The organism is Curtobacterium sp. MCLR17_044 (assembly GCF_003234435.1).
In the GTDB taxonomy this organism is placed as follows: Bacteria; Actinomycetota; Actinomycetes; order Actinomycetales; family Microbacteriaceae; genus Curtobacterium; species Curtobacterium flaccumfaciens.
Window position 1 is genome coordinate 1 of record NZ_QKTC01000014.1, and the last position, 24,424, is coordinate 24,424.

At 71.8% G+C, this 24,424-nt stretch carries 23 protein-coding genes; 2 read left to right on the forward strand and 21 right to left on the reverse strand.

The genetic code is table 11. The features are described 5' to 3' along the window. Positions 1-261 precede the first annotated feature (261 nt). From dnaG to dusB, 3 genes are read right to left on the reverse strand one after another with little or no spacing between them, the layout of a single operon-like run. Positions 262-2,181, reverse strand: a complete 1,920-nt coding sequence (gene dnaG / locus DEJ04_RS11240) for a DNA primase (RefSeq protein WP_111047124.1) — start codon at positions 2,179-2,181, stop codon at positions 262-264. A gap of 40 nt (positions 2,182-2,221) precedes the next feature. After that, positions 2,222-3,517 carry a deoxyguanosinetriphosphate triphosphohydrolase gene (locus DEJ04_RS11245; RefSeq protein WP_111047125.1) on the reverse strand — a complete coding sequence of 432 codons (1,296 nt, stop codon included), beginning with the start codon at positions 3,515-3,517 and terminating at the stop codon, positions 2,222-2,224. Then, entirely contained in the window at positions 3,514-4,680 is a 1,167-nt protein-coding gene (gene dusB, locus DEJ04_RS11250; RefSeq protein WP_110860455.1) for a tRNA dihydrouridine synthase DusB, read from the reverse strand. Before dusB ends, DEJ04_RS11245 begins: the two co-directional genes overlap by 4 nt. 47 nt (positions 4,681-4,727) lie before the next feature. On the opposite strand from dusB, the gene DEJ04_RS11255 reads away from it, so the two are divergent. After that, the gene (locus DEJ04_RS11255; RefSeq protein WP_111023155.1) at positions 4,728-5,213 is read left to right on the forward strand and encodes an aminoacyl-tRNA deacylase; all 486 of its coding nucleotides are present in this window, start codon (positions 4,728-4,730) and stop codon (positions 5,211-5,213) included. 8 nt (positions 5,214-5,221) lie between these two features. Here DEJ04_RS11255 and DEJ04_RS11260 read toward each other — a convergent pair whose 3' ends face one another. The 4 genes from DEJ04_RS11260 to DEJ04_RS11275 form a co-directional block, all read right to left on the reverse strand. Beyond that, on the reverse strand, positions 5,222-5,485 hold the full coding sequence (locus DEJ04_RS11260) for a hypothetical protein (RefSeq protein WP_146245769.1): 264 nt from the start codon (positions 5,483-5,485) through the stop codon (positions 5,222-5,224). A gap of 5 nt (positions 5,486-5,490) precedes the next feature. Next, entirely contained in the window at positions 5,491-6,225 is a 735-nt protein-coding gene (locus DEJ04_RS11265; protein ID WP_111047126.1) for a DsbA family protein, read from the reverse strand. A gap of 131 nt (positions 6,226-6,356) precedes the next feature. Then, a complete protein-coding gene (locus DEJ04_RS11270; RefSeq protein ID WP_110864656.1) occupies positions 6,357-7,742 on the reverse strand; it encodes a glycine--tRNA ligase in 1,386 nt (461 codons plus the stop codon). A gap of 107 nt (positions 7,743-7,849) precedes the next feature. Next, a complete protein-coding gene (locus DEJ04_RS11275) occupies positions 7,850-8,905 on the reverse strand; it encodes an aminotransferase class V-fold PLP-dependent enzyme (protein ID WP_111047127.1) in 1,056 nt (351 codons plus the stop codon). Positions 8,906-8,975: 70 nt separating this feature from the next. On the opposite strand from DEJ04_RS11275, the gene DEJ04_RS11280 reads away from it, so the two are divergent. Continuing rightward, positions 8,976-9,923 (forward strand): LysR family transcriptional regulator, encoded by a 948-nt coding sequence (locus DEJ04_RS11280; protein WP_111047128.1) that lies wholly within the window; start codon positions 8,976-8,978, stop codon positions 9,921-9,923. A 58-nt stretch (positions 9,924-9,981) separates the two neighbouring features. Here DEJ04_RS11280 and DEJ04_RS11285 read toward each other — a convergent pair whose 3' ends face one another. The 14 genes from DEJ04_RS11285 to dnaJ form a co-directional block, all read right to left on the reverse strand. After that, positions 9,982-10,779 (reverse strand): isoprenyl transferase, encoded by a 798-nt coding sequence (locus DEJ04_RS11285; protein WP_071251399.1) that lies wholly within the window; start codon positions 10,777-10,779, stop codon positions 9,982-9,984. Continuing rightward, positions 10,776-11,630, reverse strand: coding sequence for a DNA repair protein RecO (recO, locus tag DEJ04_RS11290; RefSeq protein WP_027465318.1), 855 nt, complete (start codon positions 11,628-11,630; stop codon positions 10,776-10,778). The genes DEJ04_RS11285 and recO overlap by 4 nt, the downstream gene beginning before the upstream one ends. A 212-nt stretch (positions 11,631-11,842) precedes the next feature. After that, the gene (gene leuA / locus DEJ04_RS11295; protein ID WP_111023150.1) at positions 11,843-13,618 is read right to left on the reverse strand and encodes a 2-isopropylmalate synthase; all 1,776 of its coding nucleotides are present in this window, start codon (positions 13,616-13,618) and stop codon (positions 11,843-11,845) included. Positions 13,619-14,061: 443 nt separating this feature from the next. Further along, positions 14,062-15,462 carry an ABC transporter permease gene (locus tag DEJ04_RS11300; RefSeq protein ID WP_111047129.1) on the reverse strand — a complete coding sequence of 467 codons (1,401 nt, stop codon included), beginning with the start codon at positions 15,460-15,462 and terminating at the stop codon, positions 14,062-14,064. Next, positions 15,459-16,211, reverse strand: coding sequence for an ABC transporter ATP-binding protein (locus DEJ04_RS11305; RefSeq protein WP_111047130.1), 753 nt, complete (start codon positions 16,209-16,211; stop codon positions 15,459-15,461). The genes DEJ04_RS11300 and DEJ04_RS11305 overlap by 4 nt, the downstream gene beginning before the upstream one ends. A gap of 112 nt (positions 16,212-16,323) precedes the next feature. Then, positions 16,324-17,013 carry a response regulator transcription factor gene (locus DEJ04_RS11310; protein ID WP_035808237.1) on the reverse strand — a complete coding sequence of 230 codons (690 nt, stop codon included), beginning with the start codon at positions 17,011-17,013 and terminating at the stop codon, positions 16,324-16,326. Next, positions 17,010-18,248 (reverse strand): sensor histidine kinase, encoded by a 1,239-nt coding sequence (locus DEJ04_RS11315; protein ID WP_220035564.1) that lies wholly within the window; start codon positions 18,246-18,248, stop codon positions 17,010-17,012. Before DEJ04_RS11315 ends, DEJ04_RS11310 begins: the two co-directional genes overlap by 4 nt. Positions 18,249-18,321: 73 nt before the next feature. After that, positions 18,322-19,260: a GTPase Era gene (gene era / locus DEJ04_RS11320; RefSeq protein WP_111047132.1), complete on the reverse strand. Its 939-nt coding sequence runs from the start codon at positions 19,258-19,260 to the stop codon at positions 18,322-18,324. Further along, on the reverse strand, positions 19,257-20,579 hold the full coding sequence (locus DEJ04_RS11325; protein WP_110864648.1) for a hemolysin family protein: 1,323 nt from the start codon (positions 20,577-20,579) through the stop codon (positions 19,257-19,259). Before DEJ04_RS11325 ends, era begins: the two co-directional genes overlap by 4 nt. 3 nt (positions 20,580-20,582) lie before the next feature. Then, positions 20,583-21,044, reverse strand: coding sequence for an rRNA maturation RNase YbeY (ybeY, locus tag DEJ04_RS11330; protein WP_017886675.1), 462 nt, complete (start codon positions 21,042-21,044; stop codon positions 20,583-20,585). After that, positions 21,041-22,183, reverse strand: a complete 1,143-nt coding sequence (locus DEJ04_RS11335; RefSeq protein WP_111047133.1) for a PhoH family protein — start codon at positions 22,181-22,183, stop codon at positions 21,041-21,043. Before DEJ04_RS11335 ends, ybeY begins: the two co-directional genes overlap by 4 nt. After that, a complete protein-coding gene (locus DEJ04_RS11340; RefSeq protein ID WP_027465310.1) occupies positions 22,173-22,526 on the reverse strand; it encodes a histidine triad nucleotide-binding protein in 354 nt (117 codons plus the stop codon). Before DEJ04_RS11340 ends, DEJ04_RS11335 begins: the two co-directional genes overlap by 11 nt. A 38-nt stretch (positions 22,527-22,564) precedes the next feature. Beyond that, positions 22,565-23,302 carry a 16S rRNA (uracil(1498)-N(3))-methyltransferase gene (locus DEJ04_RS11345; protein WP_111047134.1) on the reverse strand — a complete coding sequence of 246 codons (738 nt, stop codon included), beginning with the start codon at positions 23,300-23,302 and terminating at the stop codon, positions 22,565-22,567. Further along, complete coding sequence (dnaJ, locus tag DEJ04_RS11350; protein ID WP_017886671.1) at positions 23,302-24,414, reverse strand: molecular chaperone DnaJ; 1,113 nt, start codon at positions 24,412-24,414, stop codon at positions 23,302-23,304. Before dnaJ ends, DEJ04_RS11345 begins: the two co-directional genes overlap by 1 nt. Positions 24,415-24,424: the final 10 nt, after the last annotated feature.

Consider the following 24,424-nt stretch of genomic DNA (forward strand, 5'->3'; position numbering starts at 1 on the left):
GGTCACGACTCACCGCCCGCCCCAGTCCGAGCGGTCACGTCCCGTCGGCCGGACCCCGGCCAACCGACGATCTGCGACCACTCGACGCCCCACACGCGGCACGTCCTGACCACTCACGGAGCGCCGAGGTCGCACGAACTGCCGCTCGCGGGCCTGCCGTGCCACAGTTCGTGCGACCTCGGCGACTCGCACGCGGCGCGTCGTGCGACCGGGGCCGACCGGGGCGACCTCGCGCGCCCGGCACCAGCCGCGCGAAGAGCCCTAGGACGCCTCGGCGTCGGCGCGCAACCGCATCCGCTGCCCGTCGATGTCGACGAGCTGCCGCTGGATCTCGGCGCGACGCTCGGCCTGCTCGTGCGGGTCGGCGCGCTGCAGCTGCCCGAGCAACGAGGCCTTGCGGGCGAGCAGGTCGCGCTCGACCAGGGCCACGACGATGCTCCGGCAGTAGGCCGCCAGGTCCTCCGCGTTGCGCGCGGGGATGGGTGCGAGGGCGAGTTCGTGCGTCAGGGTTCGCAGCGGCGCCGGCACGTCGGCGAGCAGCCGGTCGAGCCAGTCCCCCGCGCCGATGACGTCGACGTTGGCGACCACGGCGTCCCGCACCGCGGCGAGCATCGGCGTCGAGAACGTGGCCGACGCGGCGAGCCCGAGCATCGGTGCGCCGACGGACGTGGGCTGCTGCACCATCGCCATCACGGCGTCGCGCTCCATGCGGCTGATCGGGTCGTTCGGCAGCGAGCGGATGCCGGCGACGGGCTCGTCGGGGGTGTCGGCCCCGTCGGTGCCGTTCCCGTTGCGGCCGTCGCGCCCGGCGCCTCCGGACCGGTCGTCCTGCCCGGCAGAGCCCGCACGGCGCCTGGCCGTCTCGACCGACCGACGGACCTCGGGGATCTCCATGCCGAGCCAGCCGGCGAGTTCGCGGACGTAGCCCTGCGTCAGTGAGCGGTCGCGGATGCCGGCGAGCACGGGTGCGGCCGCACGCAGGGCACCGACGCGCCCCTCGACGGTCTCGAGGTCGTGGCCGTCGAGCGTGCGGCGGATCATGAACTCGAACATCGGGCGCTTGTTCGTGACCAGGCGGCGGATGGCGTCGTCGCCGCGGGCGAGCCGGAGGTCGCACGGGTCGAGCCCGCCGGGTGCCACGGCGACGTAGGTCTGCGCCGCGAAGCGCTGTTCTTCCGCGAACGCACGAGAGGCGGCACGCTGCCCGGCCTCGTCGGGGTCGAACGTGAACACGACCTCACCGTTGGCGTTCGGGTCGGCGCCAGCCAGGTCGCCGAGCATCGGGCGGAGCACCTTGATGTGGTCGACGCCGAACGACGTGCCACAGGTGGCGACCGCGGTCGTGACGCCCGCGACGTGGCACGCCATCACGTCGGTGTAGCCCTCGACGATGACGACCTGCTTCTGCTTCGAGATGTCGCGGCGTGCCAGGTCGAGCCCGTAGAGCACCTGGCTCTTGTGGTAGATCGGGGTCTCGGGCGTGTTGAGGTACTTGGGACCCTTGTCGTCCTCGAGCAGGCGGCGCGCCCCGAAGCCGATGGTGGCCCCGGTGACGTCGCGGATCGGCCACATCAGGCGCCCGCGGAACCGGTCGTACGGCGAGCGGTCACCCTGGCTGACGAGGCCGGCGGACACGAGCTCTTCCATCGTGAAGCCGCGCCCGCGCAGGTGGTCCTTGAGCATGTCGTAGGACTTCGGCGCGAAGCCGACGCCGAAGTGCTGGGCAGCCGAGGGGTCGAACCCGCGCTCCCCCAGGAACCGGCGGGCGGGGTCGGCGGCGGCCGTGGTGAGTTGCGCGGTGAAGTACTCGAGCGCGGCTTCGTTCGCGGCGATCAGCCGGGCACGGGTGTTGTAGTCGGTGCGCGGCCCGTCGCCCTCTTCGTAGTGCAGGGTGAAGCCGATCTTCGCGGCCATGCGCTCGACGGCCTCGGCGAAGGTGGTGTGGTCCTGCGCCATGATGAAGCTGAAGACGTCGCCGTCCTCGCCGCAGCCGAAGCAGTGGTAGCGGCCGACCTGGGGCCGGACGTGGAACGACGGGGAGCGCTCGTCGTGGAAGGGGCACAGGCCCTTCATCGACCCGACGCCCGCGTGCTTCAGCGTGACGTAGTCGCCCACGACGTCGGCGATGTTGACACGCGAGCGGACCTCGTCGATGTCGTTCCGCGCGATCCTGCCAGCCACCCCTCGATCCTAGTTCGTGGGACCGACGTCGGCGGACCGGTCAGACGGCGATGTGGACCGGGTCACGGTCACCCACCACCAGTCGTCGGTGCCAGGCGAGTGCGCCCTGGTCGGTCAGGCTCGCGACCTGGTCGACGACGGCGCGCAGTCGGCCGGTGTCGTCGTCCGCGGCGTGCCAGTCGGCGGCGAAGCCCGGCTCGAGGTCGGACGCACCGGTCGCCGCCAGCGCGTCGAGCAGTTCGGTGAGCACGCGACGCTGGTCCTCGTACACGGGCTGCCGGTCGCCCTGGGTCATCACGAAGGCCGCGACGATGCCCTTGAGCACCGCGATCTCGCCGATGATCTCGGGCGGGGTGACGACCGACGCGGCGAACCGCACGAGCGATCCCGAGGCGTAGGACTCGCGGGTGGCCGTCGTGGCGGTGCGCGCGAAGCGTCCGATCAGCTGCGACGTCAGGTTCTTGAGGCGTGCGGCGTCACGGCGGGAGCCGTCGTACGCGGTCATCCAGAGCGGCAGCGCACGCAGGCGGTCGAACGCCTCGAGCAGCTCGTCGCGGCTCAGGTCGTCGCCGACCCAGGCGTGCATGGCGGTCACGATGTCGTTCTCACCGACGCGGTCGCCCAGGGCCGCGACGTCGATGAACCCGGCGACGACGGCGTCCTCGAAGTCGTGCACCGAGTACGCGATGTCGTCGGCGAGGTCCATCACCTGCGCCTCGATGCACCGCTGGCGGCGCGGCGCGCCGGCACGGAGCCACTCGAAGGCGTCGTGGTCGTCGTCGTAGAAGCCGAACTTGGTGCGCCCGGACGACGACTCCGAGACCCCCTGCGCAGCGGGCCACGGGTACTTGCAGCTGGCGTCCAACGACGCACGGGTCAGGTTGAGACCGAACGGACGGTCGACGTCGGCGCCGGGCCGGACCCCGTAGACCTTCGGCTCGAGCCGCGTCAGCAGCCGGAGCGTCTGCGCGTTGCCCTCGAAGCCACCGATGCCGGTGGCCCAGGCGTTCACCGCGGTCTCGCCGTTGTGCCCGAACGGCGGGTGCCCGATGTCGTGCGCCAGGCACGCGGTGTCGACCACGTCGGGGTCGAGTCCGAGCGAGTCGGCGAGCTCGCGGCCGACCTGCGCGACCTCGAGCGAGTGCGTCAGCCGGTTGCGGGCGAAGTCGAGCCCCGCGGTCGGGCTGAGCACCTGGGTCTTGGCGGCCAGGCGCCGGAGCGCACTGGAGTGCAGCAGTCGGGCGCGGTCGCGGGCGAAGTCCGAGCGGCGGTTGCCGTGCTCTTCGGGGAGCCAGCGCTCCGCGTCCGCCGGGCCGTACGAGGCGGTGGCGCTCATCCGCCGCTGTGGTGCAGCTCGGCGGCGGCCAGGACCTTGCGGAACTCGGAGTCGACGTCGCGGCTCTCGAGCCAGCGGTCGGGCAGGGCGGTGCGCTTCGGGTGCCCGGCACGACCGCGCGGCCCCTCGGCGTCGGCACCCGGGTACGGTGCGTCGTGGTCGAGCTGGCCGAGGAAGTCGTCGATCTCCTGCAGGCTCGACGCCATCGCCAGGCCTGCCCGGACGTCGCTGCCGATCGGGTACCCCTTGAAGTACCAGGCCACGTGCTTGCGGATGTCGCGGCAGGCGTGCTCCTCGTCGCCGAAGAACTCGACGAGCAGCTCGGCGTGCCGACGGAACCCGTCGGCGACCTCGCCCAGGGACGGCATGTACCGCAGCCCCTCGCCGCGGAACGCCGCGGCCAGGTCACCGAACAGCCACGGGCGACCGAGGCAGCCACGCCCGACGACCACGCCGTCGGCACCGGTCTCGTCGATCATCCGGAGCGCGTCGGCGGCCGACCAGATGTCGCCGTTGCCGAGGATCGGGATGTCGGTGACGGTCTCCTTCAGCGTGGCGATCGCCGACCAGTCGGCGTGCCCGGAGTAGTGCTCGTTCGCGGTGCGGGCGTGCAGCGACACCGCGGCGACACCGGCGTCGCGCGCGATGCGGGCGGCGTCGAGGTAGGTCAGGTGGTCCTCGTCGATGCCCTTGCGCATCTTCACCGTGACGGGGACGTCGCCCGCGGCGCGCACGGTCTTGGTGACGAGCTCGCGGAACAGGTCGAGCTTCCAGGGCAGAGCCGCGCCGCCGCCCTTGCGGGTGACCTTGGGCACCGGGCACCCGAAGTTCAGGTCGATGTGGTCGGCACGGTCCTCGCCCACCAGGATCGACGCCGCCTCGGCCACGGTGTTCGGCTCGACGCCGTACAGCTGGATCGACCGCGGGGTCTCGGACTCGTGGTGCTGGATGAGCTGCATCGACACGGGGGTCCGTTCGACCAGCGCACGCGAGGTGATCATCTCGCACACGTAGAGCCCGGCGCCGTACTCGCGGCACAGCCGGCGGTACGCCATGTTCGTGATCCCGGCCATCGGCGCGAGCACGACCGGCACGTCGACCTCGATCGGGCCGATGCGCAGGGGGCCGCCGACTCGCGAGGCGGGTGCTTGTGTGATCGTCATACCTGTCCCATCTTCCCACGTCGGTGCGCGCGGGTAGCGTTCTCCACATGACGACCGACGCCAGCTCCCGGTTCGACGCCGACGCCCAGGCCCGTGGCCTGCCGGTCGAGGTGGTCGAGCGCCCGGCCGCGGACTCCCTGCACGAGGCCGCCGAACTGCTCGGCATCGAGCCCGGCGACATCGTCAAGACCCTTGTGGTGAAGCGCCACGACGGCGGGTTCCTGCTCGCCCTGGTGCCCGGCGGCCGCAGCATCGCCTGGAAGAAGCTCCGCACGGTCGTCGGCGTCAACAAGCTCTCGATGCCCGACGCCGCCACCGCGCTCGGGGCGTCCGGCTACGAGCGCGGCACCATCACGCCGATCGGTGCCACGGGCGACCTGCCGGTGTACGCCGACGAGCGCATCGTCGGCCGCCGCGTCGCCCTGGGTGCGGGCCGGCACGGGGCGAGCGCCTTCGTCGACGCCGACGCGCTCGTCGCCGCCTACGGCGCGACCGTCGCCGACATCACCGACGAGGAACCGCAGCGCGACTGACGCAGCCGTCAGTCCGGCACCTCGGACCAGTCACCCTCGGCCCCGGCGAACGAGCCGGCGTCGATCAGGCACGCATCGCCCTCGCAGACCGGCGCACCGCCGGGCGTGACGAGCGTCAGCAACGCGGGACGGGCCTCCAGACCGGGCACGCCGGAAACGCCGGAAGCGGCGGAGAGGCCGCGCACGCCCGGCAGCCCCGTGAGCGCGTCCGGTACGGACGGCACCGACGTCACGGCCTGGAGGCGCACCGCGCCCTGGTCGCTGATGGTCATGTCCGTCATCGGGTCGCCGCCACGTCCGCGCTCGCGTCGTCCGCAGCGCGCTCGGCCGCCGAGGCGACCTCCTCCGGCGTGGTCTCGCGGAGCGCGACCACCTGGCGGAGCACCTGCTCGAACGCCGTGGGGTCCTGGGCGCCCGAGACGCCGTACTTGCCGTCGATCACGAAGAACGGCACGCCGTTGATCCCGTACGCCTGCGCCTGGGCCTGGTCGGCGCGGACCGCAGCGAGCTGGGCGTCGTCGCGCAGGGTGCTGAGGACCTCGTCGCGGTCGAGACCGATCTCCGCCGCCAGGTCGGCGAGCGAGGACTCCTGTCCGACGTGCTCGCCGCGCTCGAAGTAGGCGGTGAACAGGCGCTCGACCATCTCGAGCTGCTTGCCGTGCTGCTTGGCGAGGTGGATGACCTGGTGGGCCTTCACGGTGTTGGTGTGGTGCATGGCCTCGAAGTCGTAGTCGAGACCGACGCCCGCGGCGATGGCGGTGACCTGGTCGAGCATCTGCTGCGCCTGGTCGACGGGCATGCCCTTGTGGCCGGAGAGGAACTCGGCCTCGGTGCCCTCGAAGTCGACGGGGGTGTCCGGGCTGAGCTCGAAGGAGTGGTACTCGACCTCGACGGGGCGGCCTTCGCTCGAGGCACCGAACGCGGCGACGCCGGCCTCGAACTTGCGCTTGCCGATGTAGCACCAGGGGCAGGCGATGTCCGACCAGACATCGACCTTCACGGAGTCGTTCATGCTGACCCCAACGCGCTCGTGCGGCGCGCATTCCCGTCACCGGCAGCAAGACACCGGTGTTCGCAGGTCGAACACCCGATTGGGGGTGTGCAACGCACGAACACCGGTGTCTTGCGGAGCCGCCGAACCCCCTACGCGCCGAGCAACCGCTGCGCGAGGTACCCCTGCAGCTGGTCGAGCGAGACGCGCTCCTGGCCCATCGTGTCGCGCTCGCGCACCGTGACGGCCTTGTCCTCGAGCGTGTCGAAGTCGACCGTGATGCAGAACGGCGTGCCGATCTCGTCGTGGCGACGGTAGCGACGGCCGATGGCACCGGCGTCGTCGAAGTCCACGTTCCAGTTCTTGCGCAGGTCGTCGGCCAGGCCGCGCGCGACGGGCGAGAGCTGCTCGTTGCGCGACAGCGGCAGGACGGCGGCCTTCACCGGGGCCAGGCGCGGGTCGAGGCGCAGGACGGTGCGCTTGTCGACGCCGCCCTTCGCGTTGGGGGCTTCGTCCTCGTGGTACGAGTCGAGCAGGAACGCCATGAGTGCACGGGTCAGACCGAACGACGGCTCGATGACGTACGGCACGTACTTCTCGTTGGCGGCCTGGTCGAAGAACCGGAGGTCCTGGCCGGACGCCTCGATGTGGTTGTTCAGGTCGAAGTCGGTGCGGTTCGCGACGCCCATCAGCTCGCCCCACTCCGAGCCGGTGAAGCCGAAGCGGTACTCGATGTCGGCGGTGGCGTCGGAGTAGTGCGCCCGCTCGCCGTCGGGGACGTCGAAGCGACGCAGGTTCTCGGGGTCGATGCCGAGGTCGGTGTAGAACGCCACCGAGTCGGCGATCCACTGCTCGTAGTGCTCCTGGGCCGAGGCCGGCGGGACGAAGTACTCGATCTCCATCTGCTCGAACTCGCGCGTGCGGAAGATGAAGTTGCCGGGCGTGATCTCGTTGCGGAACGCCTTGCCGACCTGGCCGATGCCGAACGGGGGCTTCATGCGGCTGGTCGTGACGACCTGCGCGAAGTCGACGAAGATGCCCTGGGCGGTCTCGGGGCGCAGGAAGTTCAGGCCCTCTTCGGACTCGACCGGGCCGAGGTAGGTCTTGAGCATCCCGGAGAACTCGCGGGGCTCGGTCCACTCGCCGCGGGTGCCGCAGTTCGGGCAGGCGATCTCGGCCATGCGGCCTTCGGGGTCGCGGCCCTTCTTGGCGACGAACGCCTCGATCAGGTGGTCCTCGCGGAACCGGTGGTGGCAGTGCAGGCACTCCACCAGCGGGTCGGTGAAGGTCGCGACGTGGCCGGAGGCCTCCCACACCTTGCGGGGCAGGATCACCGCGGAGTCGAGGCCGACCATGTCCCCGCGGCCGCGGACGAACCGCTGCCACCACTGGCGCTTGATGTTCTCCTTGAGTTCCACACCGAGGGGCCCGTAGTCCCACGCGGAGCGGGAGCCTCCGTAGATCTCACCCGACTGGAAGACGAAGCCGCGGCGCTTGGCCAGGGCGATGACGCTGTCGAGACGGGAGGGCTGTGCCAAAGGGTGCTCCAGAGGTCGCCGAGCTGGGTGCTCGGTGCGGAAACGGTCCGGGCAAGACTACCGGCGATCGTGGCCCGGGAGGCCCGCCCCGGATCCGCCCTCCACGCTCACCTCGCCGACGTGGTCGGCCCCACCCCGCCCAGTGCGGCCACGACGTCGGTCACGTCGGACTCGTCGTTCCACAGGTGGAACGCGATGCGCAGTCGCCCGGCACGCCCCGAGGCGGTGACACCCGCGGCGGTGAGGGCCCGGAGGGCCGCCCCGTCGGCGTCCGCGAACGTCACGATCGCCTGCCCGTCGCCCTGCCGAGGCGACCCGAGGGCGTCGCACAGCCGATCCGCGAGACCGGTGGCGTGCCTCCAGACCGCCTGCTGGTCGAGCGCGACCGCGTGCTCGAGCGCGGCCACGGCACCGGGCCACGCCTGCCAGGCCGGCGAGACGTCGAAGCGACGCGCGTCGTCGGCCAGGTGCATGGCGGGGCCGTAGCAGGAGGACCACACGTCCGCTCCCGCGTACCAACCGGCCTGCACCGGGCGGAGTCGGCCGAGGGCGGTGTCGGAGAGCGTCATGAAGGCGACGCCGCGCGGCGCGCAGAGCCACTTGTAGGTGTGCGTGAGCGTCACGTCGAACGGTGTGGCGTCGACGGGCAGGACGCCGGCGGCCTGCGTGAGGTCGCAGAGGGTCAGGGCTCCGACACGTCGGGCGGCGGCCACGACCGGGTCGGGGTCGGTGACCACGCCGGTGGCGGACTGCACCGCGGACCACGCGACGAGGGCGGTCTCGGGCCCGACGGACGCCGCGAGCCGCTCGAGCGGGACGCTCCGGACCCGGACGCCGCGGTGTGCCTGGGCGAGGAACGGGAAGACGACCGAGCTGAAGTCCCCGTCGGGGACGACCACCTCGGCGCCGTCCGGCAGCGCGTCGGCGACGACCGCGGCCATCACCGAGGTCTGCGAGCCCGTCGCGACGCGCTCCGCCGGGACGCCGACCAGCGCGGCGAAGAGCGCACGCCCCTGCTCGACCAGCGCGCCGTACCGGGCGGGCGACGTCTCGGCCCGGGACCACGCGTCGAGGTCGGCGCGCTGGGCGGCGAGGGTGCCGCGGGTGGGCAGGCCCGCGGTGCACGCCGCCAGGTAGCCGCGGCCGGCGGGGAAGGAGTCCATGCGGACAGCGTCCCGGTTCCCGACCCATCACACCAGGGCCGATCCGTTGTGCCACCGATAACATCGGGTGATGGACGAGATCGATCCCCAGTTGCTCCGGGTCCTGCGCGCCGTGGCCGACGGCGGGTCGATCACGCGCGCTGCCGCCGCACTCGGGTCGAGCCAGCCGGCCGTCAGCCAGCTGGTGGCCCGGGCCGAGCAGCGTCTCGGGCACGCGCTCGTCCTTCGCGGCGGACGGGGCGCGACCCTCACGCATGCGGGGCAGGTGCTCGCCGACCACGCCCTGCACGTCCAGGCCGCGCTGACCGCGGCGCGCGAGGACCTCGACGCCGTCGGCGGGCTCAGCCGCGGTCGGGTGCGACTCGCCGGGTTCCCGAGCGCGTCCTCCGCCCTCGTGCCCGCGGTGCTCGCCCGGCTCGCCGCGACGGCGCCCAGCGTGACGACCTCGTACGTCGAGGTCGAGCCACCCGAGGCACTCGACCTGCTGCGCGGTGGCGAGGTCGACGTCGCCCTGACCTTCACCTACGTCGGCGACGAGGTCGGGACCACCCCGGACCCGGGCCTCGTCACCCGGGCGCTCGGTCGCGACCCGCTCGCGCTGGTGACGCCGGTCGAGCCACGAGGCTCTGAGCGACTCCGCACCGCCGGCTCCACCGTCGTGGACCTCGCGTCCCACCACGACGCCCGGTGGATCGGGGGATGCCCGCGGTGCCGTGGGCACCTGCTCGCCTCGTGCGCGAGCGCGGGGTTCACGCCGGACATCGTGCTCGAGACGGACAACGCCGCCGCGGTGGTGGGGCTCGTCGCCGCAGGGCTCGGGGTGGCGCTGCTCCCCCGGCTGGCACTCGCGACGACGGTCATCCCCGCCGGTGTCGCGATCGACCCCGTGGACGACGAGCTGGCCCGGCGTGTCGAGGTGGTCGTCGCCCGTGGTGCCGATCGTGTACCGAGCGTCCGTGCGGCGCTCGACGCGGTGCGCTCCGCGGCCCACCTGCTCGAGGGGCCGCTGCCGGGCTGAGGGGCCGGGGCTCGGGCTTGGGCTTGGGTTCGGGCTCGGGCTCGGGCTCGGGCTTGGGCTAGGCCGTCGGGGTGTCGACCGCGCCGCCGTAGCGTCGGTCGCGGCTGGCGTACTCCTCGATCGCGCCCCACAGGTCGGTGCGACGGAAGTCCGGCCAGAGCCGGTCGAGGAACACCATCTCGGCGTAGGCGGACTGCCACAGCAGGAAGTTGCTCGTGCGCTGCTCCCCCGAGCTCCGGAGGAACAGGTCGACGTCGGGCATCTCGGGCACGTACAGCCGCTTCGCCAGGGCCTTCTCGGTGACCTGGCTCGGCTTCAAGCGCCCGGCTGCGACGTCCTCGGCCATGCCCCGCACGGCGTCGACGATCTCGTTCCGGCCGCCGTAGTTCACGCACATCGTCAGCGTGAGGACGTCGTTGCCCGCGGTCATCCGCTCGGCGGTCTCGAGCTCGTCGATGACGCTCCGCCACAGCCGCGGACGCCGGCCGGCCCACCGCACCTTGACGCCCCACTGGTGCAGCTGGTCACGGCGACGGCGGATGACGTCGCGGTTGAAGCCCATCAGGAACCGGACCTCTTCCGGGGAGCGCTTCCAGTTCTCCGTCGAGAACGCGTACGCCGACACGTGCCCGACGCCGATCTGGATCGCCCCGGCGACGACGTCGAGCAGTGAGGCCTCGCCCGCCTTGTGCCCCTCGATCCGGGTCAGGCCGCGGCCGTTCGCCCACCGGCCGTTGCCGTCCATGACGATGGCCACGTGCTCCGGCACGAACCGGGCCGGGATCGCCGGGGGCGTCTCGCCGGTCCAGTCGATCGGGCGGAACGGTTCGACGTCGTCGGGGCGGCGGGGGCTCATGCGGTGGGGGCTCCTTCGACAGCGGGATCAGGGTCGGGCTCGGGCACGGCGGGTGCCGGGGTCGAGGCCACCGCACGTGCTGTCGCCTCGGGTCCGCCGTGGGTCTGCGGCACCGGCATCGGGTGCTCGGAGCGGTCGACGTGCGGCAGGGACCGGAGCGATCGTTCCAGGTGCCACTGGGCGTAGGCCGCGACCACGCCGGAGGCCCGCGAACGTGTCCGCTCGTCGGTGGCGTCGACCGTCGCCCAGTCGCCGGCGAGCAGGGAGCCGAGCACCCCGAGCGTCGCCGGGTCGAGCCGCGGGGTCCCCGGGGGTGCCGCACGGTCAGCGACGACACCACCGAGCTGCACCACGAACGCCGAGTGCGGGCCGGGCTCCCCCGTCACCGCACAGTCGCTGAACGAGGGGGCCCACCCCGCGATGCTCATCGCGCGGAGCAGGTACGAGTCGAGGGTCGCGCTGGACTGGTGCTCCCCGCGCGACAACGAGCGCAGCGCCCCGACGAGCAACAGGTACTGCTGCAGCCCCGCGTCGGCCTCGCTCAGTCGGTCGGCGGTCTCCACCATGGCGCTGGCCGCGGTGTACGCGCCGTAGTCGGCGACGATCTGGGCCCCGTACGCGCCGAGGGACTCCGCCTGGGTGACGATGTCGAGCGACCGGCCCTCGTAGAACTGGGCGTCGACGACCATGAACGGTTCGAGCCGGCTGCCGAACTTCGACGCCGTTCGTCGCACGCCCTTGGCCACGGCACGGATCTTGCCGTGCTGCCGCGAGAGCATCGTGACGATGCGGTCGGCTTCACCGAGCTTGTGGGTGCGCAACACGACGCACTCGTCCCGGTACAGCGGCATGCCCCCAGTATCCCCCGCCCCGCCGACAGCCGCGTGCGGTGCGGGGCGGAGGCCCGGGCTCACCGAGTGGAATCGGGCGTACCTGGTCGGAAGAAACGACCAGGTACGCCCGATTCGACCTGCCATCGCGCGTGACGGGGGAAAGACCGGGCACAGACGGGAGGCGCAGTGCGGGACGGACCCGGCACCGCGCCTCCTGGGCCGGTCGCGTCTCAGGCGGAGACGAGCTCCGGCGCGTCGGCACCGGCTGCGGCACCGGCGCGCACCGCGCGGTTCACCGCGGACACGATCGCCTTGAGCGACGCCGTCGAGATGTCGGCGTCGATGCCGACGCCCCACAGGCGCACGCCGTCGACGTCGAGCTCGACGTAGGACGCGGCCTTCGCGTCACCGGAGGCGCTCATCGTGTGCTCCGAGTAGTCGTACAGCGTGACCTGGACGCCCTGCTCGGCGAGCACCTTCAGGAACGCGTCGATGGGACCGGTGCCGACGGCCTCGGCCGTGACCGCGCCCTCGTCGACCCGGAGTGCCACGGACAGCGAGGTCGTTCCCTCGAAGTCGCTCGACGTCGCCGTCTTGGTGAGCTCGTACCGGCCCCACTTCTCGTCGTCGATCGACGCGGGCAGGTACTCGTCCTGGAACACGTCCCAGATGCGCTGCGACGAGAACTCGCCGCCCTCGGTGTCGGTGTGCCGCTGGACGACGCCGGAGAACTCGATCTGCAGCTTGCGGGGCAGGTCGAGGGCGTGGTCGGTCTTGAGCAGGTACGCCACACCGCCCTTGCCGGACTGCGAGTTGACGCGGATGACGGCCTCGTACGACCGGCCGATGTCCTTCGGGTCGACGGGCAGGTACGGCACGGCCCACTCGATCTCGTCGATGTCCTTGCCCGCGGCGGCGGCCTTGGCCTTCATCGCCTCGAAGCCCTTGTTGATGGCGTCCTGGTGCGAGCCGCTGAACGCCGTGTACACGAGGTCGCCCGCCCACGGCTGGCGCTCGGGCACCGGCAGCTGGTTGCAGTACTCGACGGTGCGCTTCACCTGGTCGATGTCGGCGAACGAGATCTCCGGGTCGATGCCCTGCGTGAACAGGTTCATGCCGAGGGCGACCAGGTCCACGTTGCCGGTGCGCTCACCGTTGCCGAACAGGCAGCCCTCGATGCGGTCGGCGCCGGCCATGTAGCCGAGCTCGGCGGCCGCGACCGCGGTGCCGCGGTCGTTGTGCGGGTGCAGCGACAGGATGACGTCCTCGCGGTGGGCGAGGCGGCGGGACATCCACTCGATCGAGTCGGCGTAGACGTTCGGCGTGGCCATCTCGACGGTCGCGGGCAGGTTGATGATGACCTTGCGCTCGGGCGTCGGCTCGAAGACCTCGAGGACGGCGTTGCAGATCTCCAGTGCGACCTCGAGTTCGGTGCCCGTGTAGGACTCCGGCGAGTACTCGTAGTAGATCGTCGTGTCGTGCTGCAGCGTGGCTTCGGCCGCCTTGCAGAGCTTCGCACCGGTGACCGCGATGTCCACCACGCCCTGCACGTCGGTGCGGAAGACGACCTCGCGCTGCACGATGCTCGTCGAGTTGTACAGGTGGACGATGGCCTGCTTCGCGCCGTCGATCGCCTCGTAGGTGCGCTGGATGAGGTGTTCGCGCGCCTGGGTCAGCACCTGGATGGTGACGTCGTCGGGGATCGCGCCCTCGTCGATCAACGACCGGACGAAGTCGAAGTCGGTCTGCGAGGCGCTCGGGAAGCCGACCTCGATCTCCTTGTAGCCCATCCGGACGAGGAGGTCGAACATCGCCCGCTTGCGCTCGGCGTCCATCGGGTCGATGAGGGCCTGGTTGCCGTCACGCAGGTCGACCGCACACCAGCGCGGTGCCTTGTCGATGCGCTTCGTGGGCCAGGTCCGGTCCGGCAGGTCGACGGTGATCTGCTCGTGGAACGGGACGTACTTGTGGATCGGCATCCCGGAGGGCTGCTGGGTGTTCTGCATCGTTCTTCGCTTTCGTCGCGTGTTCGTGAGCTGTTGTGGTGCGGCCACGACGGACTCCGCGACGAGGTGGGCCGGAGTGTCAGGCCTCGTCGCGGCAGCGAAGGAGGAGGAGTGCCGAGTACATCGAGACCCACGGTAGCACCGGAGCAGCGGGCTGGCGCAAGCGTGTGACGCGGGACTGCCCGGCGCCGTCGAACGGGGCGCCGAGTGCGGTGCCGGGTGGCGTGCCGAGTGGTCGCGACATGCCGCGGGCTGGTCGCCGAGTGGTCACGTTGTGTCGCCCGGGCCGCGTCCAGACGACGGTTCGTGACACCTCGGCGGACGTGAGCGGCGAGGCGGGGCCGGGCAGGGCACGTCGGCGCGACCCCACGACGGACGGGAGGCCCGGTGCCAGCTGGCACCGGGCCTCCAGTGTCGTCGCGTGGTGCGACCAGGGCGACGGGTCAGTCGACCGCGAGGGCCTCGGTCGGCGGGACGCGCATCGCGCGCCGCACCGGCGCGATGGTGGCGACGACCGCCAGGACCAGCGCGCCGATCACCACGATGCCGATGGTCAGCGGCGGCAGCACAGGTGCCACGGGCGTCCCGAGCGAGCCGAGCAGCGTCTGCCCGCCGACCCAGCCGTACAGCGTGCCGAGTGCGAGCCCCGAGACGACGGCCGCGACGACCATCTGCACGGCCTCGGTCACGATCATCCGTCGGACCTGCGCACCGGTCAGGCCGAGCACCCGCAGCAGCCCGAGTTCGCGTCGACGCTGGAGCACCCCGAGCGCCAGGGCGTTCACGACCCCGACGGCGGCGATCACGGCGGAGAACCCGACGACCACGCTGACGACGGCGTTGATCTGCACGAAGAGGTCGCGCTGCGCCTCGATCATCTGCGGGGTGGCGCTCCCCGCGCTCAGGGCGCGCATCTCGGTCTCGAGCACGTGCTGCATGATGCCGAGCGCGACCGCGAAGGTGACGAGCAGGGTGACGCCGATGACGAGCCCGATGGTCGCCCGCGAGGACCGTCCCGGCGCCCGCATCGCGTTCCGTCCGGCGAGCAGGACGACGGGGTCGTGCGAGCCGATGCGACCGATCAGCTGCAGCACGGGCGGCATCACGATCGTCGCCCCCACGGCGACCCCCGCGAAGGACACGAACCCGCCGAGCGCCGCCGGCAGGACCGCGATCGGGCTCAGCGAGCTCACCGCGAGCCCGAGCAGCATCAGCACGGCACCGCCGGCCATGAGCACGATCGCCCAGACCTTGCGGGCCGTACCGGACCGGACGTCGTCGTGGCTCGGCTCGACGGACGACGACAGCGCTTCGAGCGGTGTGACGGTGAGCACGCGGCGCGACCCGGCAGCGAAGGCACCCCAGGTGGCGAGGACGACGGCCACGACCGGCAGGACCAGCTCCCACGGGACGTACGTGTACTCGGCGTCGGGCAGGACCCCGTTGCCCCGCAGGACGACCACGAACAGGGCCGAGAGCGCGGTGCCCACGACGGCGCCGACGACCCCGCCGAGCACGCCGACGACCAGGCCCGTGCGGGTGATCCGCGCCCGCAGGGTCGCACCGGTCGCACCGACCAGCCGCTGCAGCGCGATGATCCGGGTCTGCCCGGCGATCAGGGTGGCGCAGGTGTTCGCGGTGACGATCGCGCCGACGTAGAGCGCGATGCCGAGGAACAGCCACCCGACCACCGACAGGATCGCCTTGATCGGTCCGAGGTCGGCGACCCCGGCGGCTCGGAGCGCCTCGGTCACGATCCCCGGCGCGATGACGAGGGCGGAACCGAACGTGGTGCCGAGTGCGGCCACCAGGACGGTGGGGGCGAAGGATCGGATGCCGTTCACGCTGCCGCCTCCATCCCGAGCATCGTCGTGGAGATCGCACCGGCATCCATCGCAGGGCGGTCGGCGACGATCCGGCCGTCGGCCAGGAACAGGATCCGGTCGGCGTTCGCGGCCGCCACCGGGTCGTGCGTGACCATGACGACGCTCTGGCCCCACTCCTGGACGGCACCGCGGAGGATCGCGAGCACGTCGCGCCCCGTGCGGGAGTCGAGCGCGCCCGTCGGTTCGTCGGCGACGACCACCGCCGGCCGCGAAGCGAGCGCCCGTGCGATGGCGACGCGCTGCTGCTGCCCGCCGGAGAGCTGGTGCGGACGATGGGTCAGCCGGTTGTTGAGCCCGAGCATCTCGACCAGCCGGTCGATCCAGGCGGTCTCCTCACGCGAGGGCTTGTGCCCACCGAGCAGGAACGGCAGCCGGATGTTCTCGCTGACGTCCAGCGTCGGGACGAGGTTGAACGACTGGAACACGAAGCCCAGCCGACGACGACGCAGCTCGGTGAGGTCCTTGTCGCCCAGGGCCGTGATGTCGACGCCGTCGATCTGGATCCGACCGGAGGACACGGCGTCGAGGCCGGCCGCGACGTGCATGAGCGTCGACTTGCCGGACCCGGACGGGCCCATCACCGCGGTGAACTCCCCCGCGCCGATGTCGACGCTGACGTCGTCGAGCGCGGTCACACGTCGGGCGTCGTCGCCGTAGTGCTTGGACACGTGGTCGAGGCGGATGATCGGGGCGTGGCTCGTGGTCATGCATCCACGATGGCGGTCAGCGGTCCTGTCCCGCGTCGCCCGGTCGGCTCCTGTGGATCGTCCGCTCGGCTCGGTTGCCTGTGGAGGGGTCATCCCCGCGGATGACCCGGCCTCAGTCGGCCTTGGTGACGAGCCCGTGTTCGTGGGCGAAGACGACGAGCCGCACCCGGTCGCGGAGTTCGAGCTTCGTCAGGACCCGCGAGATGTGCGTCTTCACGGTCGCCTCACTGACGTACTCGTGCTGGGCGATCTCGCTGTTGCTGAACCCCCGGGCGGCCAGGTCGAAGATCTCGCGCTCACGCGGGGTGAGGTCGGCGAAGGCCGCGGGGACGGCGGCGGCGCGGCCGACCGAGTCGTCGTACCGTCGCAGGAGCTCCCGCGTGGCCGACGCGGCGAACACCGCGGTGCCGGCGTGCACGGTCCGGACCGCCGCGAGCAGGAACTCGGGGTCGGCGTCCTTGAGCACGAACCCGCTCGCACCGGCGCGGATGGCCTTGGCTGCGGCCTCGTCGAAGTCGAACGTGGTCAGCACGAGCACCTTCGCGCCGTCGGTGCCGGACTGCTCGACGATGTGGCCGGTCGCCGTGATGCCGTCCATCACGGGCATCCGGACGTCCATCAGCACCACGTCGGGACGGGTCCGCCGGACGAGTTCGACCCCCTCGGCACCGTCGCCCGCCTCGCCGACGAACCGCAGGTCGGGCTGCGAGTCGATGAGCATCCGGATGCCGGTGCGGAACAGCGCCTGGTCATCGACGAGGGCGACGCGGATCGAGTGCTCGTCGGTCGGGATCGTGGTCATCGGGCGGTGCGCTCCTGCTCGGTCGGGGTGATCCGGCCGCGGGGCATCTGCCCGCTGGCCGGGACGGTCGGCATCCGGACGGCGACCGCGAAGTCGTCCCCCCGGGCCCCGGCGGTCATGGTGCCGCCGGTCATCACGGCGCGCTCGCGCATGCCGACCAGGCCGTGGCCCGTGCCGGGGCCGCGGACCCCGTCATCCGCACGACGGTTCACGACGGCGATCTCGACCGTGTCCGGCCGGTAGGTCAGGGCAGCACGCACCGGGCTGCCGGGCTCTCCGTGCTTGTACGCGTTCGTCAGGCTCTCCTGCACGATCCGGTAGACCGCGAGTTGCGTGGTGGTGGGCAGCCCCGCGGGGTCGCCCTCGCGTTCGACGCGCACGTCGAGCCCGAGCTGCCGCATCTCGTCGACGAGCCGGTCGATGTCGTCGATCTCGGGCGTCGGCGCGGTCCCCTGCTCGTGCCGGAGCGCGCCGAGGAGTTCGCGCACGTCGCCGAGGGCTCGCCGGGCCGTGGCCGAGATGGTGCTGAGGGCCTGGTCGGCCACCGCGGGGTCGGCCTTCAGGGCGTACCGGGCGCCGTCGGATTGCGCGATGACCACCGCGAGCGAGTGCGCGACGATGTCGTGCATGTCGCGGGCGATCCGCACGCGCTCCTGCTCGACTGCGACGGCCCGGTCGGCCCGCGCGGCGTCACGTTCGGCGAGCAGCTGGGCCTCGCGACTCATGCTCGCCGAGCGACGGGTCCGGACCACGAGTCCGGCGAGCCACGGCAGGAGCAGGAGGAGCAGGACGACGGCGAAGAACGAGAGCGTGACCTGCAGGGACTCCTGCAGCGGCGTGGAGGCGGTCTCGTAGGTGAGCCGGTTCTGGTAGTCGTCGAAGCCCATGTACGCCGCCGCGGCGACGGACCCGACGATCGCCGACACGAGCCCGGCCAGCCGCACACGGCGGCTGCCGTACGCACTCGTCGTGTACATGACGCCGGCGATGAACGCGTTCGACACGTCCGGCACCTGCAGGGTGACCATCTCGAAGACCGCGAACACCCACGCCACGGCCAGGGCGAGACCGGGTGACAGGCGCCGGAGTGCCAGGGCGCCGGTCATCCCGACGACGGTGACCACGGACAACGGCCCGTCGATCCCGCGCCCGCTGGCGACCAGCACGAGGCCGCCGAGCAGCACGGCGATCAGCAGGTCGGTGATGACCTGCGCGCGCAGCATGGGACGGAACACCCGTCCACGGTACGGCCGGCCGCTCGTCCCCGCGTCCCTCGCCCGGATGACCCGGGGTGCGAACGGCGGACGGTCAGAAGCCGAGGCGTCCGAGCTGCTTCGGGTCACGCTGCCACTCCTTGGCCACCTTCACGCGGATGTTCAGGTAGACGTGCCGGCCCCCGAGCAGCGACTCGATCTCGACGCGGGCCCGCGAACCGACGTCCTTCAGGCGCTCGCCCTTGTGTCCGATGACGATCGCCTTCTGGCTGTCCCGCTCGACGAACAGGTTCGCGAAGATGCGCAGGGGGCCGTCGGCGTCCTCGTCGGCGTCGGGCTCGACGATGTCCTCGATGACCACGGCGAGCGAGTGCGGCAGCTCGTCGCGGACGCCCTCGAGCGCGGCCTCGCGGATGAGCTCGCCGATGCGCTCCTCGTCGGTCTCCTCGGTCACCGCGCTCGAGTCATACAGCTGCGGCGACTCGGGCAGCAGGCTCGTGACGACGCCGAGCAGGTCTTCGAGCTGCATGCCCCGGGTGCCCGAGGTCGGCACCACGGCGTCCCAGTCGCGGAGCTTCGAGACGGCCAGCAGCTGCTCGCCGACGCGGTCCTTGGAGGCGCTGTCGATCTTGGTGACGATCGCGATCTTCTTGGCGCGCGGGTACTGGTCGAGCGTGTCGTTGATGAACCGGTCACCGGGACCGACGGGCTCGTTCGCCGGCACGCAGAACCCGATCACGTCGACGTCGCCGAGCGTGGACTGCACGAGGTCGTTGAGCCGTTCGCCGAGCAGGGTGCGCGGACGGTGGACGCCCGGGGTGTCGACGATGATGACCTGGCCGTCGGGCCGGTGCACGATCCCGCGGATGGCGCGCCGGGTGGTCTGCGGCTTGGACGAGGTGATGGCGACCTTCTCGCCCACCAGGGCGTTGGTCAGCGTCGACTTGCCGACGTTCGGACGGCCGACGAACGAGACGAAGCCCGCGCGGTAGGGCTTGTCCGAGCCGGCCTGGTTGGTGTCGGTGTCGGTCATGCGTGCGTGGTTCCCGTCGTGGTGGGTTCGGCGTCGTCGAAGGCGTCCTCGACGTCGGCCAGGGCATGGGTGCGCTCGGCGAGCACGGTGATGAGGTGGCGGCGCTTGCCCTCGACCCGGTCGGCGGTCAGGACGACCCCGGACACGGTGACGGTGTCGCCGGAGACCGCCAGGTGTCCGAGCTCCTTGGTGAGCAGGCCACCGGCGGTGTCGACGTCGTCGTCGTCGAGCTCGATGCCGAACAGGTCGCCGAGCTCGTCGATCGGCAGTCGGGCGGAGATCCGCCAGATGCCCGGTTCGACCTCGGTCCGGTCGACGACGGCGCGGTCGTACTCGTCGGAGATGTCCCCGACGAGCTCTTCGATGAGGTCCTCCATGGTCACGAGCCCGGCGACTCCGCCGTACTCGTCGACCACCAGCACCAGGTGGTTCTTGGCGACCTGCATGTGCCGCAGGGTGTCGTCGGCGTGCTTCGACTCCGGCACGAACTCGGCGGGCCGCAGCAGCCGGCTGACCCGCTCGCTGCGGGACGCCGGTCGTTCGTACAGCGACCGCGCGACGTCGCGCAGGTAGAGCACGCCCCGCACGTCGTCGCTGTCCTTGCCCGTCACCGGCATCCGGGACACTCCGGCGGCCAGGAACTGCTCCATGGCCGCGGCCAGCGTCTCTGCGCCGTCGACGGTGAGCATGTCCGTGCGGGGCACCATGACCTCGCGCACCAGGGTGTCGCTGAACTCGAACACCGAGTGGATGAGTTCGCGGTCCTCGTCCTCGAGCACGTTGCTCTCGGTGGCCTCGTCGACGAGCGAGAGCAGCTGCTCCTCGCTCGACACGGTGGAGGCGCTCCGGCCGCGGCCGGGGGTGACCCGGTCGCCGATCCGGACGAGCAGCCCGGCCAGCGGACCGAGCACGATGCGGACCCCACGGACGATGCCGCCGGTCGCACCGATCAGCCGCTCGGCGTGGGCGCGTCCGACGCTGCGCGGGCTCGACCCGACCAGCACGAACGACACCGCGGTCATGATCGCGGCGGAGAGCACGAGTGCGAGCCACCAGCTGTCGAAGGCGCGCACGAGGGCGATCGTCACGAGCACCGCGGCCGCGGTCTCGGCGAGGACGCGGAAGAAGTTCAGCGCGTTGACGTGCGCCCCGACGTCGTCCGCGATCGCCTCGATGGCGCGGCGGCGTTTGTTGCCCCTGGCGATCTCCTCGAGGTCGGCACGGGAGACCACCGAGAGCGCGGCGTCGCTCGCGGCGAGGAGCCCGCCGAGCACGACGAGCCCCAGCGCCACCGCGAGGAGTCCGGCGACGACGACCACCGGCTACCGCCCTCGGTGCTGGGCGGCGAAGGCGGTCAGGATCTCGCCCTGGATGCCGAACATCTCGGCCTTCTCGTCGGGCTCGGCGTGGTCGAAGCCGAGCAGGTGCAGGATGCCGTGGCAGGTGAGCAGCAGCATCTCGTCGGTGCTCGAGTGCCCGGCGGTCTTCGCCTGCTCCTCGGCCACCTGCGGGCAGAGCACGATGTCGCCCAGCAGCCCGGCCGGCGTGGGGTCGTCCTCGGTGCCGGGACGCAGTTCGTCCATCGGGAAGCTCAGGACGTCCGTCGGGCCGGGCTCGTCCATCCACCGCACGTGCAGCTGCTCCATCGCGCCCTCGTCGACCAGCACGATCGCGAGCTCGGCATCGGCGTGGACGTGCATCGCGTCCAGGGCGAAGGCGGCGAGCCGCTGGATCGCGGCCTCGTCCACCTCGACGCCGGACTCGTTGTTGAGCTCGATGCTCACCGGGTGCCTCCTCGGGCGTCGTTCTGGGGGTACGGGGGTCGTGCGCGGTCCTGCGGCGGGCGCCCACGGCGTTCGGCGCGGTTCGCTCCGTCGGGGTTGCCGACCGGGGCGGTGCCACGGCCACCGGGACGCTGCCCGGCCTGCTCGGCGAGGCGCTCCTCGTCGTAGACCGTGTAGGCGTCGACGATCCGGCCGACGAGGGTGTGGCGGACCACGTCCTCGCTGCCGAGACGGGCGAAGTGGATGTCCTCGACCTCGTCGAGGATGCGGGTCACGAGCCGGAGACCGGAGACGTTGCCCGGCAGGTCGACCTGGGTGATGTCACCCGTGATGACCATCTTCGAACCGAACCCGAGGCGGGTCAGGAACATCTTCATCTGCTCGGGCGTGGTGTTCTGCGCCTCGTCGAGCACCACGAAGGAGTCGTTGAGCGTCCGGCCACGCATGTACGCCAGCGGGGCGACCTCGACGGTGCCGGCCGCCAGGAGCTTCGGGACCAGCTCCGGGTCCATCATCTCGTTGAGGGCGTCGTACAGCGGGCGCAGGTACGGGTCGATCTTGTCGGTCAGCGTGCCCGGCAGGAAGCCGAGCCGCTCGCCGGCCTCGACCGCGGGACGGGTGAGGATGATCCGGTTGACCTCGCGCCGCTGCAGCGCCTGCACGGCCTTGGCCATCGCCAGGTACGTCTTGCCGGTACCGGCCGGACCGATGCCGAACGTGATGGTGTGCTCGTCGATCGCGTCGACGTAGGCACGCTGCCCGTCCGTCTTCGGGCGGACGGACTTGCCGCGGCTCGACACGATCGGGGTGCCGAAGGTGTCGGACGGCTTGCGGTCGTCGTCGAGGATCCGTGCCGACATCGGGATGTCGGCCGGGCCGATCTCCTGCCCGCGCCTGACCATGCCGACGAGCTCGTCGACGAGCGCCTTCGCGCGGGCGACGTCACGCTCGGGCCCGGTCAGCGTGACCTCGTTGCCACGGACGACGACCCGGACGCCCGGGTACTGGCGCTCGACCGTCTTGAGCAGACGGTCCTGGGGGCCGAGCAGCTGCACCATGGCGATGCCGTCGACCTGGAGCGAGACCGAGACGGGCTCGTCGTCGGCGGCGGTGGGCTGTACTGGTTCGTTAACCGGCAAGGGTGCCTTCCTGCAGTTCACCTGCGAGTACGTGCGCGTGCACGTGGAACACGGTCTGACCGGCGGCTTCGCCGGTGTTGAAGACGAGTCGGAACTGGCCGTCGGCGCGCTCGTCGGCGATGCGCTGCGCGGTGGCGACGACGTGGGCCAGCAGGTCGGGGTCGCCCGCTGCGAGTTCGCCGACGTTCGCGTACTGCTCGGTCTTGGGGACGACGAGCACGTGGACGGGAGCCTTCGGGGCGATGTCCTCGATCGCGATCACACGGTCGTCCTCGGCGACGATGGTCGCCGGGATCTCGCGCGCGATGATCTTGGAGAAGACGCTGGGCGTGCTGCTGCTCATGGCTCCATCGTAGGACGCGCCCGACGGCGTGGTCCGGCTCACCAGCGGCCCAGTCGCGCCTGCAGGACAGCGAGCGCCGCCGGTCCGGCGGTGGACGTGCGGAGCACGCTGTCGCCGAGTCGGACCCGCACGGCACCCGCGGCCTCGAGCCGGTCGAGCTCCGCGCCGTCGATGCCGCCTTCGGGGCCGACGACGAGTGCGATGTCCTCGGCCTCCGTCGGGGGTGCCCAGGTGGCGAGTCGCACGGTCGCGGTCGGGTCGAGCAGGACGAGGGCGGTCCCCTCCCCGAGCGCGGACACGAGCTGTCCGGTCGTCACCAGCGGCGCGACGACGGGCACGCGCGGTCGGATCGCCTGCTTTGCGGCCTCGTGCGCGATCGCTGCCCACCGGGCACGGCCCTTCTCGACCTTCGCGCCGTCCCACCGGGAGACGCTGCGCGCGGCTGACCACGGCACGACCCGGTCGACGCCGATCTCGGTCGCCGCCTGCACCGCCATCTCGTCACGGCCGCCCTTCGCCAGGGCCTGCACGAGGGTCAGCGACGGGCGCGGTGCATCCTGGTGCTCGACGGTCTCGACCGCGAGCTCCAGCGTGTCCTTGCCGAGCGTGGTGACCGGCCCGGACACCACGGTGCCCCGACCGTCGGCGATCCGCAGGACCTCACCGACCCGGACGCGCGCGACGGAGACCGCGTGCCGGCCCTCGGCGCCGTCGAGCGACACCGGGTCACCGACGGCGACGCCGTCCAGCGAGTCGACGAGGTACAGCGACGCCATCAGTGGTTGAAGAACCGGTCGCGGAGCTTGCCGAACATGCCCTGCTGGAACCGGGCGAGCTGCGGGGCGGTGGTCTTGTGCGACTTCGCGAGCTGCTCGACCAGCTGCCGTTCCTTGTGCGACAGCTTGGTCGGGGTGACGACCTGCACGCCGACCCGCAGGTCACCGCGGCCGTTCCCGCGCAGCTTCGTGATGCCGCGGTCCTTGATGACGAGGACGTCGGCGCTCTGCACGCCGGGACGGATCTCGAGCTCGACCGGACCGTCGAGGCCGTCGATCGTGGTGGTCGTGCCGAGGACGGCGTCGGTCATGCCGACCTCGAGCGTCGCCAGCAGGTCGTCGCCGTCACGGCTGAAGACGTCGTCGTGGCGTACACGGATCTCGAGGTACAGGTCGCCGGACGGACCGCCGGCCGGACCGACCTCGCCCTGGCCGGGCATCTGGAGGCGCAGGCCGGAGTCGACGCCCGCGGGGACGTCCACCGGCACGGTGCGACGTGCGCGGACGCGGCCCTGACCCTGGCAGGTCGGGCAGGGGCTCGGGATGACGGTGCCGTACCCGCGGCAGGTGCCGCACGGGGCGCTCGTCACGACGTTGCCCAGGAGCGAACGGACCTGGCGCTGGATGTGCCCGGAGCCGCCGCAGATGTCGCACGTGCGCGGGCTGGTGCCCGGTGCGCAGCAGGAACCGTGGCAGGTCTCGCACAGCACCGCCGTGTCGACCTCGACGTCCTTGTGGGTGCCGAAGACGACCTCGTCGAGGTCGACCTCGATGCGGAGCAGGGCGTCCTGGCCGCGCTCGGCACGGCTGCGCGGGCCCGAGCCACGGCCGCCGCCACCGCCACCGCCGAAGAAGGCGTCGAAGATGTCGCTGAAGCCGCCGGCGCCACCGCCGAAGGGGCTGTCGGCCTGCGGGCCGGCGTCGTACCGGCGCCGCTGCTCGGGATCGCTCAGCACGTCGTACGCGTGCGTCACGTCCTTGAAGCGCTCGGCGGCGTCGGGTGCCGGGTTCACGTCCGGGTGGAGCTCACGCGCCAGGCGGCGGTAGGCCTTCTTGATGTCGGCATCGGAGGCGTCTCGCTGGACGCCGAGGACGTCGTAGTGGTCTGCCACGTATCCCTCA